This is a genomic window from Xenorhabdus mauleonii (genome assembly GCF_900113945.1).
GTDB lineage: Bacteria > Pseudomonadota > Gammaproteobacteria > Enterobacterales > Enterobacteriaceae > Xenorhabdus > Xenorhabdus mauleonii.
In genome coordinates, this window is sequence record NZ_FORG01000009.1 from 132478 (window position 1) to 146906 (window position 14429).

General features: G+C 43.4%; 10 protein-coding genes and 1 riboswitch. Of the genes, 6 read left to right on the top strand and 4 right to left on the bottom strand.

The window, feature by feature from the left end; genetic code table 11:
* Positions 1-19 precede the first annotated feature (19 nt).
* Positions 20-2368 carry a DNA polymerase II gene (locus BM100_RS10905; RefSeq protein WP_092510813.1) on the bottom strand — a complete coding sequence of 783 codons (2349 nt, stop codon included), beginning with the start codon at positions 2366-2368 and terminating at the stop codon, positions 20-22.
* A gap of 243 nt (positions 2369-2611) precedes the next feature.
* On the opposite strand from BM100_RS10905, the gene BM100_RS10910 reads away from it, so the two are divergent.
* Positions 2612-4315, top strand: a complete 1704-nt coding sequence (locus tag BM100_RS10910; RefSeq protein WP_092510815.1) for an ArnT family glycosyltransferase — start codon at positions 2612-2614, stop codon at positions 4313-4315.
* Between the two features lie 151 nt (positions 4316-4466).
* Entirely contained in the window at positions 4467-5324 is an 858-nt protein-coding gene (locus BM100_RS10915; RefSeq protein WP_092510817.1) for a hypothetical protein, read from the top strand.
* Between the two features lie 719 nt (positions 5325-6043).
* Here BM100_RS10915 and thiQ read toward each other — a convergent pair.
* Genes thiQ through thiB form a run of 3 tightly spaced genes read right to left on the bottom strand, consistent with a single transcriptional unit; the run spans position 6044 to position 9304 of the window.
* Complete coding sequence (thiQ, locus tag BM100_RS10920) at positions 6044-6745, bottom strand: thiamine ABC transporter ATP-binding protein ThiQ (RefSeq protein ID WP_092510819.1); 702 nt, start codon at positions 6743-6745, stop codon at positions 6044-6046.
* Positions 6738-8342 (bottom strand): thiamine/thiamine pyrophosphate ABC transporter permease ThiP, encoded by a 1605-nt coding sequence (gene thiP, locus BM100_RS10925; RefSeq protein ID WP_092510821.1) that lies wholly within the window; start codon positions 8340-8342, stop codon positions 6738-6740. Before thiP ends, thiQ begins: the two co-directional genes overlap by 8 nt.
* Entirely contained in the window at positions 8318-9304 is a 987-nt protein-coding gene (gene thiB / locus BM100_RS10930) for a thiamine ABC transporter substrate binding subunit (RefSeq protein ID WP_244590633.1), read from the bottom strand. Before thiB ends, thiP begins: the two co-directional genes overlap by 25 nt.
* A 117-nt stretch (positions 9305-9421) precedes the next feature.
* Positions 9422-9526: riboswitch (TPP riboswitch) on the bottom strand.
* Between the two features lie 116 nt (positions 9527-9642).
* Here thiB and rppH point away from each other — a divergent pair.
* The 4 genes from rppH to thyA all read left to right on the top strand — a co-directional run bounded on the left by rppH (position 9643) and on the right by thyA (position 14318).
* The gene (gene rppH / locus BM100_RS10935) at positions 9643-10176 is read left to right on the top strand and encodes an RNA pyrophosphohydrolase (protein WP_092510825.1); all 534 of its coding nucleotides are present in this window, start codon (positions 9643-9645) and stop codon (positions 10174-10176) included.
* Between the two features lie 9 nt (positions 10177-10185).
* Positions 10186-12432, top strand: coding sequence for a phosphoenolpyruvate--protein phosphotransferase (ptsP, locus tag BM100_RS10940; protein WP_092510827.1), 2247 nt, complete (start codon positions 10186-10188; stop codon positions 12430-12432).
* Between the two features lie 204 nt (positions 12433-12636).
* Positions 12637-13527 (top strand): prolipoprotein diacylglyceryl transferase, encoded by an 891-nt coding sequence (gene lgt / locus BM100_RS10945; protein ID WP_092510829.1) that lies wholly within the window; start codon positions 12637-12639, stop codon positions 13525-13527.
* Positions 13524-14318, top strand: a complete 795-nt coding sequence (gene thyA, locus BM100_RS10950) for a thymidylate synthase (RefSeq protein WP_092510831.1) — start codon at positions 13524-13526, stop codon at positions 14316-14318. Before lgt ends, thyA begins: the two co-directional genes overlap by 4 nt.
* Positions 14319-14429: the final 111 nt, after the last annotated feature.

Here is a 14429-nt window from a genome sequence, read left to right on the forward strand (position 1 = left end):
TCACCTGCAAAAATCACCATTATTCGAAAGACATGTTCATTTGGCCTGTCAACAGTGTTGTAAAATCATCCTGAATAAATGGCAAGATAGCATCAGCAACGGGCATCAACTGCTTATTGATATAGTGCTCGTAATCCAGTGCAGTAATTTGATTTTCCAAAGGCTCTGGGCCGGCTTGAGTGATGACGTAGTTGATCCAACCACCATTTTGGTACTGTAGTGGACGATTATTCTGTCGATTATACTCATCAGCCAAACGGGCGGCCCGGACATGGGGAGGAACATTGCGCTGATAATCGGATAATTTGCGGCGCAGTCGCTTGCGATACACAAGGCGATCATCAAACGCCCCCGACAATGTATTGGCAATATACTCACGAATATAGTCCTGATAGGGCTGCCGATGAAAAATCAGCGTATACAATTCCTTTTGGAAGATCTGAGCGAGCGGAGTCCAATCGGTTCTTACGGTTTCCAATCCCTTGAAAATGACCTCATCGCCACTTAATCCGGCATACCGTTTTTTGCTGCCTTGCTCTGCTCCCCGCACGGTCGGCATCAGAAAACGCCGATAGTGCCTCTCAAACTCCAACTCCAACGCACTTTCAAGATTAAACTTCGTTTTTAGATGGCTCTGCCACCACTGATTGACAAATTGTGCCAGAGAATGACCAATCTGTTGGGCTTCCTCCTCCGAATGGGGGCGTTTGAGCCAGACAAAGGTGGAATCCGTATCACCATAAATAACCTGATAACCCTGAGATTCAATTAACGCGGAGGTTTGATGCATGATTTCATGCCCACGCATGGTAATCGATGATGTCAGGCGGGGATCAAAGAAGTGACAACCCGAAGCACCGAGTACACCATAAAATGCGTTCATGATAATTTTCAGCGCCTGAGCAAGTGGCGCATTTTGTCGTTTTTTGGCTTTGTCACGCTCATGCCAGATTTTTGTGACAATATCAGGCAAACAATGTTGTGTGCGGGAAAAAAACGCTTGCCGGAAGCCGGGAACAGCATGTTCATTATCGGGGGAAGCCAGCCCTTCGACCATACCAACCGGATCAATCAGGAATGTGCGAATAATTGAGGGATAAAGGCTCTTGTAATCGAGCACCAATACTGAATCGTACAGCCCCGGAAACGAATCCATCACAAAACCCCCGGGACTGCTATCATCATAATAAGAGGGCAAGACAGGAGCTACATAACCAATGCGATGCATTTTTGGCAGATAAAGATGCGTGAACGCGGCCACGGAACCGCCTGCACGATCGACTTCTAACCCGGTTACAGTCGCACGTTCCAATAAGAACGCCATTAAATCCGTCTTCTCGAAAACACGATTGACCAGAATGCAGTCCTGCAAATTGTAGTGCGCGAGGGCAGGTTTATCTTCCTGAAAGCGGCGATTAATTTCATCCATGCGGGCATAAGGATTATCAATAGCTTTTCCTTCCCCAAATAGCGCTTGCGCCACATATTCCAGACTGAATGAGGGAAAATTCCACGTTGCTGTTTTCAATGCATCAATGCCATCAATAATCAGGCGGCCTTCCGCTGATGCAAAAAAGTGACCGGGTTTGAAACCGTGCTCCCGCCAGTCGAGCAATCCCTTATTGCGGCCAAATTTGAGTGGTACGTTACAGCGTTCAGAATGTTGCTGTAACACCCGTAAATCGAACTGGATCAGATTCCAACCGATAATGGCATCGGGATCGTAATGCTCCAGCCATTCATTGAGTTTTTCCAGCATCATCGGGCGGCTGGCTACATACTCCAATTTGAAATCGAGCTTCCGTGGAGCGCCATTCTCTGGCCCCAACATAAACACGGTATTTTCACCGCATCCGGCCAACCCGATGGAATACAATTCGCCATGCTGGCTGGTTTCGATATCTAACGACACCCATTTCAGCTTGGGTCGATAAGTAGGATTGGGTTTTATCTGGTAGCTTCCATCGGATTTTTGATTGAACCAAATGGGAGCAGTAATAAAGCGCTCCATCATAAACCGATTGTGGGGACGGATATCGGCTTCGTAGAGCGGGATATCTAACTCTTTCAGCGTTTTTTCTAAAGACTGCAATTGACGATATTGCTGGCAATACAATGCAGCCACAGGCTGGCGGTTGAAATCTTTCAGCGGCAAGGTCTTTAACTCACAGTGCCGTTCTTGTTCCAGCAACGATTTTACTTTAGGCAAATCACATTGGGGAATGAAGGCAACCGCTTTTTGATGGGGAATGGTGATACGGCGAGCACCCGTATCCGTCGCCAGCCAATAGATTAATTCGACACCTGATGGCGTATCTTTCCAATGACGGGTTAGTACAAAGCCTTGCTCAATGTGATTTAGCTGCATAGTTTTTCTGCTTAAATGCGATCTACGATAGAGTCAGTATTATCTATGAGGGTTTCGACTATAACACTTTTATTGGATATTTATACAGTGTTATTTTGAAGGATAGATGAAAGATGAAAGTTGATCATTAAGAATCACTTCATCATCGCATTTCAGAGCCTTTTGTAATTATTCTCAATTGTCTACTATGATTGACGTTTTTTTATGGAGTAAATAAATATTAATTTTTCTTGGTAAATATTGATGAATAACCTTAATAAGCTGAATCAAACAGATATCAAAGCCTTACTGTTATTTATAGCTTTCATGCTGTTCTATTTGTTACCGGGTATTTATGGGCATACTCCCTGGAAACAAGATGAAAATTATAGTTTTGGCATCATTCAAACTATGTATGAAACCGGAAATTGGCTGGTTCCGATTAACGCAGGCCAACCTTTTATGGAGAAGCCGCCACTATATTATTGGACGGCAACCACATTCATACATTTGTTGTCTCCCTGGCTGCCAATGCATGATGCAGCCAGAACCGCATCCCTATTATTTTCCATAATTAATTTTTCCTTTTTTATTCTTTTGGTCCGCCGCGTATTTGATGTTAAAAATTTTACAGATCACCGAATATGGATTGCCTTTGCTCTGTATGCGAGTGCACCCGGATTAGTTCGCCATAGCCATGATATGTTTACCGATACTGCCTTGGTGGCGGGAACGGTTATTGGTTTATATGGGTTGATGGGGTTAATCAAAAACGAAAAAACAGGTTATTCTTGTTTATGGCTAACTGTGGGGACAGCTACAACACTGCTGGCAAAAGGCGTATTTATTCCGGGATTATTATGGATCTGCCTTATCCTGGCTCCTGTTTTTCTTAAATCTTGCCGAACAAAACAATACTGGCTAAATACTATATTATCAGGAATTATTGCGCTGGTTTTAATTTTACCGTGGCCTGTGATGTTATTAATGGAACATCCGGATTTATTTAAAACCTGGTTTTGGGATAACAACATTGGCCGTTTTTTAGGTTTCTCTGTTGAAGATCTCGGCGCCAGAAGCAATTTAACCATTATTCCGGAAGCAGTCCTGTTTTTTGCTCTGCCGTCAGGAATATTGGCTTTAATTTTCATATTAAAACACCCAATTAAATCGCTGTTAGATGAACACTATTTCCTTTGTGCTGCATTTGCTGTATTGGGTGTTGTTATATTACAAATATCAGCTTCCGGTCGGGCATTGTATTTATTACCCTTTATTGCACCAATGGCAATATTAGGCACAGAGGTTTTCATTAAACTGCCGGAAAAGATCCATAAATATTCCAATATATTTTCATCTATTCTTTGGTCTTTTCTGCTTATCTTTTTATGGTGCAGCTATTTCTTATCACTTTCCAGTGATTACAAACATTGGCTAGAACCTTTGGGTCGATGGCTGCCAATGAGCTATCAAATGCACTTTTCGGCAGTGGCATTTAGCCTTGCTGTTCTGATTACCGCAGTATGGATCATGAAACGCCGGATCATTTCTCAATCTCCTGCTTTGCGGGCAGCACAGAATTGGGTTTTAGGCATTGCGACTGTTTGGGGCGTCATCTTTACATTATTTGTTGGCTGGATTGATTATGCCAAAGGTTATCAGGATGTCTTTATTGACCTAAAGCAGAAAATTTCCGGGATATATCAAAAAAATCAATGTATGGCGTCATATAATGTCGGTGAATCTGAATCTCCTATGCTTTATTACTACGCCCATATTTTACTGCATAAACAGAATCAATTTGAGACACCTGAAAAGTGTGAGTGGCTGATGGTGTTATCTGAAGAGATTGAACCGGCTCCAGAAGATATGTCACTGTTTTGGCATGGGCATAGACCTGATCAAAATCGTGAGAATTTAGTCGTTTATAAGAAAGAAAAATTAAACGATATAAAATCGAATCCGTAAAAATAAGTTAATTAAAAGTTGAATGGTGGGCTTTAATGCCACCATTTCACTTGACTGCCAGTTGCGGCTTATCCACTTAATGACTTTATTTTTAAAGCTAATTGGTATAAATAATAGTACTACCCTCCATTAAATATAAGTGAGGTGGTTTATGCCATTCAATGCTCCTTTTAGACATAAATTCTACAAGAGTGATTTAATATATGGGCTGATGGATGAAATCCATAGATATATTTATAAAGTCATTTATTTTAGAGACGCAATAACTCATTTTGAGCATAATGATTACCCTCCAGCACTTGTGAGTGATTATTTGATTCCCTTAGAGGTGGAAAATTTTAACGATTTTATGGCTGAATCCAGAGGATCAGAAGATCCGAATGATATACGAGATCAAAGGGAGGTTAATACAAAACTTAAATACATTGATAATGCTGATTATAGAAAATATAAAGAAAGTTTATTTGGATATTGGAAGCGAGATACTAAATATAGCAGTGTGACGACAAGAACAGATTACAACACACAAATAATGGGGAGGAAATGTAAAGGCGCAATGTCTTGGATAAATATAAATAATGATCCATTGATAAAGGGTATTCATCTACACTTTATACTTGATGGCATCAATATGGAAGAGGTTATTAGTAAATATTATTTTGATATTAATGAGCATGAAGCTCAAAACCAATATTATTCAAATGAAGATAATATGAATGAAAATAATGGATTTGTGTCTATAGATTTAAATCAGAAAAGGGTTAGAAGTGAAAAAAGTATAGTTGGAAAAGAATTAAGATGGATTTTCAGAAATAGAGGTAATACCAATGTCGCTAAAAAGATACAATTTTGGAAAAATGGATGCCCTACGAACCCACCTTGGGTAGGGAATGAATGCCTTATATGGGATAAATATGCTCTACATTTAGAGGCAAAAGGAAAAAAGATGAAGAGAGATATGATGGCCTATCCCGGCTATTTAATATATATAAATAACTATGAAAATTAATAATATTTCTTACTCCTCATGCTGTGAGGAGTAAGAAATATTCATAAAATAAATATAATGCATTATAAGTCTTGATTTAGTTCAGTGCTTCATTAGCAGCTATATCTTTACTTGGGAACTGGCCTTATTTTGAAATTAGTTCATTTCTTGAAATATGTTTATTTTTACTATCGTAAATAGTTATATTTAATTTATTGTCATGACCTAGATCGAACTTTTTTCCCGGTAAGTCAAATTCAAAACTATCCCTTAGATAAGAGGAAATAAAATTGTAACTTCTAATGGTTATTTAATTATTTTTCATAACCCATCTCTTTTTTTTTTATGTTTTTCACAATTACTCCATTAACATTTAGTCTATACGCGTCGTACTTAAAGGTGCACGTATTATCATCCCGCGACGCGGGATGATAATACGTTGCTTCCTGAAACTTGGAGTTAATAGGGTATATAAAATATAGAAAATCCTATAGTTGGCGTTGTTTTTTTTGTTTTTTTTGTTTTTTAAAGTTAATGTTGGAATGTGTTTAATGAGGTTTAATTAATGATTTTATTTATTCAGCATTTATCAGTGGGTTATTTGTCGGTTTTTTATTGATATTATATTTACGAAAAAATCATGATGATATTTTCGTAAATATACCTACTGTCTTTAAAATTACAGCGTTGTTAGCTGTAGCTTGAAATCCTATAGGATAGAGCCCATAGGATTTTCTGGATTAAATGTTGGTGATGCCCAAAATTACCGCTTCATTCGCTTCTCCACTCACCAATTTCTCCGTCTCTCCATCATAATGGATTTTTCCATCTACAATCAGCAACGAACGCGGGGCAATTTTCGCGGCATCATCAAGATTGTGGGATACCATCAATAGCGTGATTTGCCGTTCACTGCATATTTGATCCAGCAGTTCCAACATCTCATTACGTAAAGCGGGATCCAGTGCCGAGAACGGTTCATCCAGTAATAAAATCGGTTGATGTCGAATTAAACAACGAGCCAGTGCCGCACGTTGCCGTTGCCCGCCAGAAAGTTGGGCGGGCAGGCGAGGCAAACATTCCTCCAATGAGACCTGAGTGGCAATTTGCTGAAGGATTTTCTTTTGTTCAGCGCTCAATCGTAATCCGGGATGCAAACCTAATCCCATATTTTGCTCAATGGTTAAATGGGAGAAGAGATTATTTTCCTGAAACAGCATCGAAACTGGTCGTTTAGAAGGCGGCGTTTTTGTATGGTTTTTTCCATCAAGCCGGATATTACCTTGCTCCGGAAACTGAAACCCCGCAATTAAACTTAGTAATGTGCTTTTTCCTGCCCCGCTTGGGCCGAGGATTGCAATGCGCTCCCCGGCTTTAACCGTTACATCAAACTGCATGGCGAGATGCTCATAATGATATGAGACATTTTCAAGTTTAATCATGGTGTCGGCCCGGTAAACGTTCAATGAGGGTAAACAGAATGAAACAAAGGAACAGCAGCAGAAATGCGGTTACTGCGCCATCCTGACTGCGATATGCCCCAATTTGTTGATAAAGGTAATAAGGTAACGTGCGGAAATCTTCGTTGCCAAATAAAGCAACCACGCCAAAATCCCCGATTGATAACACACTGGCGAAAGCCAGCGCCTGAGCCAATGGAATTTTCAGCGCCTTAAGTTCTATCCAGCGCAGGCGATGAATTCCCTGAATATTGAGGGAGTGGCAGAGCGGGTTGTAACGCTCTGCCAGATCACGCATTGGGTTTTCCAATACTTTTAGGGCGTAGGGAATTGCCATCAACGCATTGGTCAAAATAATCAACCCATACGGTGACTGAGGAATACCGATGATTGTGTTTAGCAGAAGAAAAAAGCCGGTAGCAAGAACAATTCCTGGCATGGCAAGGATCAGCAAGCCGCTGATTTCCATTGTTTGCGCCCAGCGGCGAGCACGACGCAGGCGCAATTCCCGGCTGCTCCACAGCAGCATCATGGTCAGTATGACGCACACTAACCCCGCACCGAGCGCAATGATGATGGAAGTTGTAAGGGCTTGCCATAACGCTGGTTGGCGTAAAACGGCGAAAATACCGCTATTCAATCCATCGGCAATAACTGCAAAGAGGGGAGGGAGTAAAAGCAATAGAGCCAAGCTAATCAGCAGGCCATCAGAAAGTTTTCGCAGCCATGAATCTTGTGGATTGCGCCATTGCGGTTGGTGTCCATAACCAACAGACAGCGCGCCTTTGATTTTTTGACTAAGCAGCACCAAACCGAGGCAACAAAAGAGTTGTATCAGGGCAAGCAGGGCTGCATGACCCAGATCGTAGTCGTAACTGAGTGCCTGATAAATGGCAAGTTCAATGGTGGTTGCTGCCGGCCCGCCCCCTAACGTAAGAACGGTGGCGAAACTGGCAAAGCACAACATAAATATCAGGGCGCCAGTTGGCAGAATTTGGCGGCGCAGGTAGGGCCATTCTACAAAACGAAAATGTTGCCATTCACTCATGCCAAGCTGTGCCGCGAGCTGGCGCTGTTCAACGGCAATATTTTCCAGCGATTGCAGTAGCAAGCGCGTTGCCATTGGCATATTGAAGAATATGTGTGCCAGTAAAATCCCTTGTAGCCCGTAAGGCGTAAAACGATATTCAAGGCCCAGCCAGCCTGAAATTGTTGCTAACCAGCCTGTTTGACCATAAACGGTGAGAATGCCAAACAGTGCAACTAAAACAGGGAGGATCAACGTCATGGCGCACAGGCGCAAAAACAGTGTTTTCCCTGGAAAATTGCGGCGATAAAGTGCCCTGGCAAGGAAAATGGCTGGGATCACCGACAAGACGGCAGATAAAAATGCTTGCCAGAAAGTGAAGCGAATAACGTGCCAAAGATAGCTATCATGCAAAAACTCCAGCAAATCGCTGTCCGGCGCATTAAGCCACAGCACTCCAAATGCTGACAAGGCAACGGTCGTCAGCAAGCCGGAGGCGATAACCCCCGGCAATAGCCAACCTGCAATTAACGGCTTACTGAACTTTGCCATGTACGGATCCATTTTGTACGATTTTTTGCCACTTCATCCGCATTGAATAGCAGTGATTTTTCAGGAACAGGAAGCTGTTTGAAAACTTCAGGCAAGGGTATATCAATCACGGGATACATCCATTGAGTGGTCGGAATGACTTGCTGAAATGCCGGTGAAATCATGAATTCCATGAATTTCTGTGCCAATTCAGGTTGTTTGCTTGAAGCTAATTGCGCAGCCACTTCGATTTGCAAGTAGTGGCCTTCTTTAAATATGGCTGCTGCATAATTATCTTTTTTCTCTGACATGATGTGATAACCCGGAGATGTGGTATAGCTCAGAACCATATCCCCTTCACCTTTCAGAAACAGACCATAGGCTTCACTCCAGCCTTTGCTGACGGTCAGTGTTTTTTTGGCAACTTTTTGCCATTCATTTGAAACTTTTTCCCCGTAAAGTTTTTGCATCCACAGTAACAACCCCAAGCCCGGGGTGCTGGTTCGGGGGTCTTGGTAAATAACCTTCAAATTCTGGTGACTATTGATTAGTTCATCCATACTTTTCGGTGGATGAGGTAAGGTATTCTTGTTGTAAATAAAGGCAAAGTAGCCGTAATCGTAGGGGATAAACGTGGTGTTTTTCCATGCGATAGGTAATTTCAGTTTTGACGTATCAACTTGGCTTGGCGTGAATAATCCAGTTTGCTGGGCGGCTTGGAGCAAGTTGTTATCCAGCCCCAGTATGATGTCGGCTGGCGTTTTTTTGCCTTCCATTCGCAAACGGTTCAGCAGGGATACCCCATCTTCCAGAGCTACGAGTTTCAACTCGCAATGGCATTCTGCTTCAAATGCCTTTTTGATGGCAGGCCCTGGCCCCCATTCAGAGGCAAACGAATCATAAGTATAAACTGTCAGTGTGGGCTTTGCTTGGGGCTCTTGAGCAAAAACACTGGCAGAAATAGATAGTGTACTGATGGCGATAAAGCGGAAAAATAATTTCTTAAACACTTTGCTCTCCTGTCGTTACTAACATTAGTTATGAGTGGATTGGCAAAGGATCTGAGAAGGTGCTAAATAAAATATATTTAATTAATTATCAATTATTAGCGTCCCAAATCCCTACACCGGTACTAGCCGGCTCAGGTTCGACGGGTTTGTTCTCAGCTGCATGATTTTACTATAGCCGCACCCCGTTGAGATGGGGGTATTGTAGAGACTTAGGTTACGCCTGCAAAGTCTAATCATAGAGGTTTACCGCTTGAGATGAGTGTGAAACAATTAGCTATCTTTTCAAATTTGTTTTATCGAGAGGTAGTCTGGTGATCGATGATGATGGCTACCGCCCGAATGTAGGAATTGTAATTTGTAATCGCCAAGGGCAAGTTTTATGGGCCCGCCGTTATGGGCAGCATTCCTGGCAGTTTCCTCAGGGGGGTATCAATCCAGGGGAATCACCAGAGCAAGCGATGTATCGCGAGTTATTCGAAGAAGTTGGTTTAAGTCGCAAAGATGTTCGGGTTCTTGCCTCAACCCGGAATTGGTTGCGTTACAAATTACCCAAGCGTTTGGTGCGTTGGGATACAAAGCCTGTTTGTATCGGGCAAAAGCAACGTTGGTTTTTATTACAGTTGCAGTGTAATGAAGCAGATATTAATGTGCAGCGCAGCAATACACCTGAGTTCGATGGCTGGCGTTGGGTCAGTTATTGGTACCCCGTCCGGCAGGTGGTTTCTTTTAAACGGGATGTGTATCGCCGTGTGATGAAAGAATTCTCTTCCATTGTAATGCCAATGCAGGAGTCCGCTTCACAACAATATTATCCACCCTATTTACATCGTCGTAGAAGAAGTTAGGTAACAGCTATGCTCATGCGCTTACGGGAAATTGTTGAAAAGGTTGCGATGGCAGCCAATTTATCTGAAGCGCTTGAGCTGCTGGTTAATGAAACCTGCCAAGCCATGCACACTGATGTCTGTTCTATTTATCTGGCAGACCATCAGCGCCGGTGCTATTACCTGATGGCAACCAAAGGACTGAGGAAGCCCAAAGAGCGAGTAATCAGTCTGGCCTTTGATGAAGGTGTTGTAGGTGAAGTCGGGCGTTTATCTGAATTAATCAATCTCGCCGATATTCGTGACCACCCCAGTTTCAAATATATTCCTCAAGTTCGGGAAGAAAGCCTTCGGGCTTTTTTAGGTGTTCCGATTATTTATCGCCGGCAGTTGCAGGGAATATTAGTTGTCCAGCAACATGAGCGTCGTTTTTTCGATGAAAGTGAAGAGTCTTTCATGGTAACTCTGGCGATGCAACTTGCTGTTATTCTTGCTCAGGCACAGGCAAAAGGGCTATTTGGGCAATATCGCCAAACTCGCATTAAAGCTCTCGCCATTTCTAATGGCATTGTGATGGCGCAGGGATGGCAAGATCGCTCACAGCCTTTGCTGGATCAAGTATTTGAGGCATCAACGCTGGATTATCAGGCTGAACGTGTGAGACTTACCCGCGCTCTGGAAGAATCAACAGCGGAATGCAGGCGTATCAGCAAGCGCTTTACCACCAGCTCACAAAAAGAAAGTGCAGCTATTTTCGATCTCTATTCTCATTTATTAAACGATCCCCAGCTTAAGCAAGATCTGTTTTGCTCGGTTGATAATGGTTCTGTGGCTGAGTGGGCCGTCAAGGTTGTGATTGAAAAGTACGCGGAGCAATTCGCCAGCCTGCAAGATCCTTACATGCGTGAAAGGGCATCTGATTTGCGTGCGCTTGGGCAACGGGTGTTGTTCCATCTGGATGATTCGTTTAATCATGCGGCTCAGTGGCCTGAGCGCTTTATTCTGGTTGCTGATGAACTCAGTGCCAATTTGTTGGCTGAGATGCCGCAGGAGCAGTTAGTCGGCGTTATTGTGCGGGACGGAGCAACCCATTCCCATTCTGCAATACTGGTTCGTGCCATGGGAATTCCCGCGATTATGGGAGCTGATATTCAACCTGAGCTACTGCATAGCCGGACTATTATCCTTGATGGTTATCGCGGAGAAATTTTTATCGACCCGGAGCCGCTGATTGCCCATGAATACCAGCAAATCATTGAGGAAGAGCAGGTCCTAAGCAAATTGGCGGAAGGGGAACAGCAGCAGCAGGCACAGCTCAAGAGCGGAGAGCGAGTGTTGGTGCAGTTAAACGCAGGCTTGAGTTTAAAACATGAGCAACAGATAGTGGACAGCATTGACGGTGTCGGCCTGTACCGTACTGAGATCCCTTTTATGCTGCATAGTGGTTTCCCCTCAGAAGATGAGCAAAAGAACCGCTATCAGGAAATATTGGCACTTTTCCCTGATAAACCCGTTGTGCTGCGCACATTGGATATTGGCGCTGATAAACAACTTCCTTATATGCCTATCAGTGAAGACAATCCTTGCTTGGGTTGGCGGGGGATCCGCATCACACTGGATCAACCGGAAATCTTCTTGATTCAGCTCAGAGCGATGCTGAAAGCAAATGTACATATTGGTAATCTGAAAATACTTTTGCCTATGGTGTCATGCATTGAAGAGATTGATGAGGCCCGCAAACTGATAGAAAGAGCGAAATTTGAGGTTGAGCAGTCTGTTGGTTGTACTATCGCCACGCCACAGATTGGCATTATGCTTGAAGTACCTTCTACTATTTTTTTACTGCCACAACTAAAGAAACGGATTGATTTTGTTTCCATTGGATCAAATGATTTAACCCAATACTTGCTTGCGGTAGACCGCAATAATACCCACGTAGCCCAGCTATATGATAATTTGCATCCTGCGGTGATTCGAGCCTTAAAACTGGCGTTTGATGAGTGCCGGCGGCTTGATCTTCCGGTGAGTATATGTGGCGAAATGGCAGGCCTGCCGATGGGAGCATTAATATTGCTTGGCCTGGGATATCGGAGCCTGAGCATGAGTGGCCGGAGCATTCCGCGTATCAAGTATCTGCTGCGCCATCTGGAGGTTAATGAGCTTGAGCATCTTATCGAAGTGATATTACAAGCTGAAACCAGTCAAGAAGTTAAGGCTCTGGTAGCCGAATTTATGGAAGCCAAAGGGGTGGGAGGGCTTATCCGGGGCGGAATTTAGCATTTCTTTGACCAGAAGCCTTTCCGCTCAGAAGTAACCCATTCCGTGAATATTGCCGTAAATTCTCATCTTGGGCAGATGGGGATATAAGCGACCTATGCTATTATTTGCAATTACTTGCCTTGAGTTATTCGAGCAATATAATTCGTTCGCGAAAGAGAATTCACCATATCATTCACACAACATTATTATTAGTGGGGAACGATGAGCACTAGCTATCTTGCATTTCCTAATATTGACCCTGTCATATTTTCAATTGGGCCCGTATCTCTCCACTGGTACGGTTTTATGTATCTTGTGGGCTTTGTTTTTGCCCTGTGGCTGGCAAATCGGCGTGCAGCAAAGCCAAACAGCGGCTGGAACAAGAACGAAGTCGAGAATCTGCTGTATGCCGGGTTTGTCGGGGTATTTATCGGTGGGCGGCTCGGTTACGTCCTATTCTATAATCTTCCTATGTTCCTTCATAATCCTCTTTATCTGTTCAAAGTTTGGGATGGGGGCATGTCTTTCCACGGCGGCTTGGTAGGGGTGATATGTGCTATGTGGTGGTTCTCACGCCGCACTAAACGCCACTTCTTGCAGGTCGCTGATTTCGTGGCTCCTCTGGTTCCTTTTGGCTTGGGAATGGGGCGTATCGGTAATTTCATCAATGGCGAATTGTGGGGGCGGGTTACTCTTGATACACCGTGGGCGATGCTGTTTCCTGGCTCCCGTAGTGAAGACATCGCACAAGCCACACTCAACCCCTCTCTATGGCCAATTTTGGAAAAATATGGCGTCCTTCCCCGTCATCCATCACAGTTATATGAGATGGTACTTGAAGGCATTGTCCTGTTTATCATCCTCAATTTATTTATCCGCAAATCACGCCCGATGGGTAGCGTTTCGGGCCTGTTCCTGATTGGTTACGGTGCATTCCGCATTATAGTTGAGTTTTTCCGCCAGCCTGACGCACAACTCGGGTTGTTTGAAGGAATTAGTATGGGACAGATCCTTTCCGTTCCAATGATTTTAGTGGGTATTTTAATGATGGTATGGGCATATAAATGTCCCCGCAATAAGACTCCCGATAATAAGATACAAGAGGCAAAATGAAACAGTATCTGGATTTAATGAAAAAAGTGCTTGAAGAAGGCACAGCAAAAGATGACCGTACAGGTACGGGAACGCTTTCTATCTTTGGTCATCAGATGCGTTTCAATTTGCAAGAAGGTTTTCCATTAGTTACAACCAAGCGTTGCCATATTCGTTCCATTATTCATGAGCTTCTGTGGTTTCTGAATGGAGATACCAATACCAAATACTTACATGAAAATGGTGTAAGCATTTGGGATGAATGGGCTGATGAAAATGGGGATCTGGGGCCTGTTTACGGTAAACAATGGCGTGCTTGGGGCGCAGCAGATGGTCGTCAAATCGATCAATTGGCTCAAGTCATTGAACAATTAAAAAGTGATCCTGATTCACGCCGAATCATCGTTTCTGCATGGAATGTCGGAGAATTGGATAAAATGGCATTGGCGCCATGCCATGCTTTTTTCCAGTTCTACGTAGCTGACGGCAAACTATCCTGCCAGCTATATCAGCGTTCCTGTGATGTATTCCTGGGGCTGCCGTTCAATATTGCAAGCTATGCGCTATTGGTACATATGATGGCTCAACAGTGTTCGCTGGAAGTGGGTGATTTTGTCTGGACTGGTGGTGATACCCACCTTTACAACAATCACATGGAACAGACCAAGCTCCAGCTCAGCCGTGAGCCGCGTGCGTTGCCTAAATTGGTGATTAAGCGTAAACCAGATTCACTGTTTGATTACCGATTCGAAGACTTTGAAATTGTGGATTACGATCCATACCCAGGCATCAAAGCTCCGGTTGCGATTTAAGAACCAGACAGGTTCAAAAATCAATATCAGGCCAATCAATACCAAATTGTTAAAGAGCGGGTTTTGCCTGCTCTTTTTACATTTATTCTCAGAGTGGCTCAACATTAAAAA

Excerpts from the sequence above, each read along its gene's own strand:
- BM100_RS10905 (WP_092510813.1), bottom strand. The coding sequence starts at position 2,368 with ATGCAGCTAAATCACATTGAGCAAGGCTTTGTACTAACCCGTCATTGG.
- BM100_RS10910 (WP_092510815.1), top strand. The coding sequence starts at position 2,612 with ATGAATAACCTTAATAAGCTGAATCAAACAGATATCAAAGCCTTACTG.
- BM100_RS10915 (WP_092510817.1), top strand. The coding sequence starts at position 4,467 with ATGCCATTCAATGCTCCTTTTAGACATAAATTCTACAAGAGTGATTTA.
- thiQ (WP_092510819.1), bottom strand. The coding sequence starts at position 6,745 with ATGATTAAACTTGAAAATGTCTCATATCATTATGAGCATCTCGCCATG.
- thiP (WP_092510821.1), bottom strand. The coding sequence starts at position 8,342 with ATGGCAAAGTTCAGTAAGCCGTTAATTGCAGGTTGGCTATTGCCGGGG.
- ptsP (WP_092510827.1), top strand. The coding sequence starts at position 10,186 with ATGCTCATGCGCTTACGGGAAATTGTTGAAAAGGTTGCGATGGCAGCC.
- lgt (WP_092510829.1), top strand. The coding sequence starts at position 12,637 with ATGAGCACTAGCTATCTTGCATTTCCTAATATTGACCCTGTCATATTT.
- thyA (WP_092510831.1), top strand. The coding sequence starts at position 13,524 with ATGAAACAGTATCTGGATTTAATGAAAAAAGTGCTTGAAGAAGGCACA.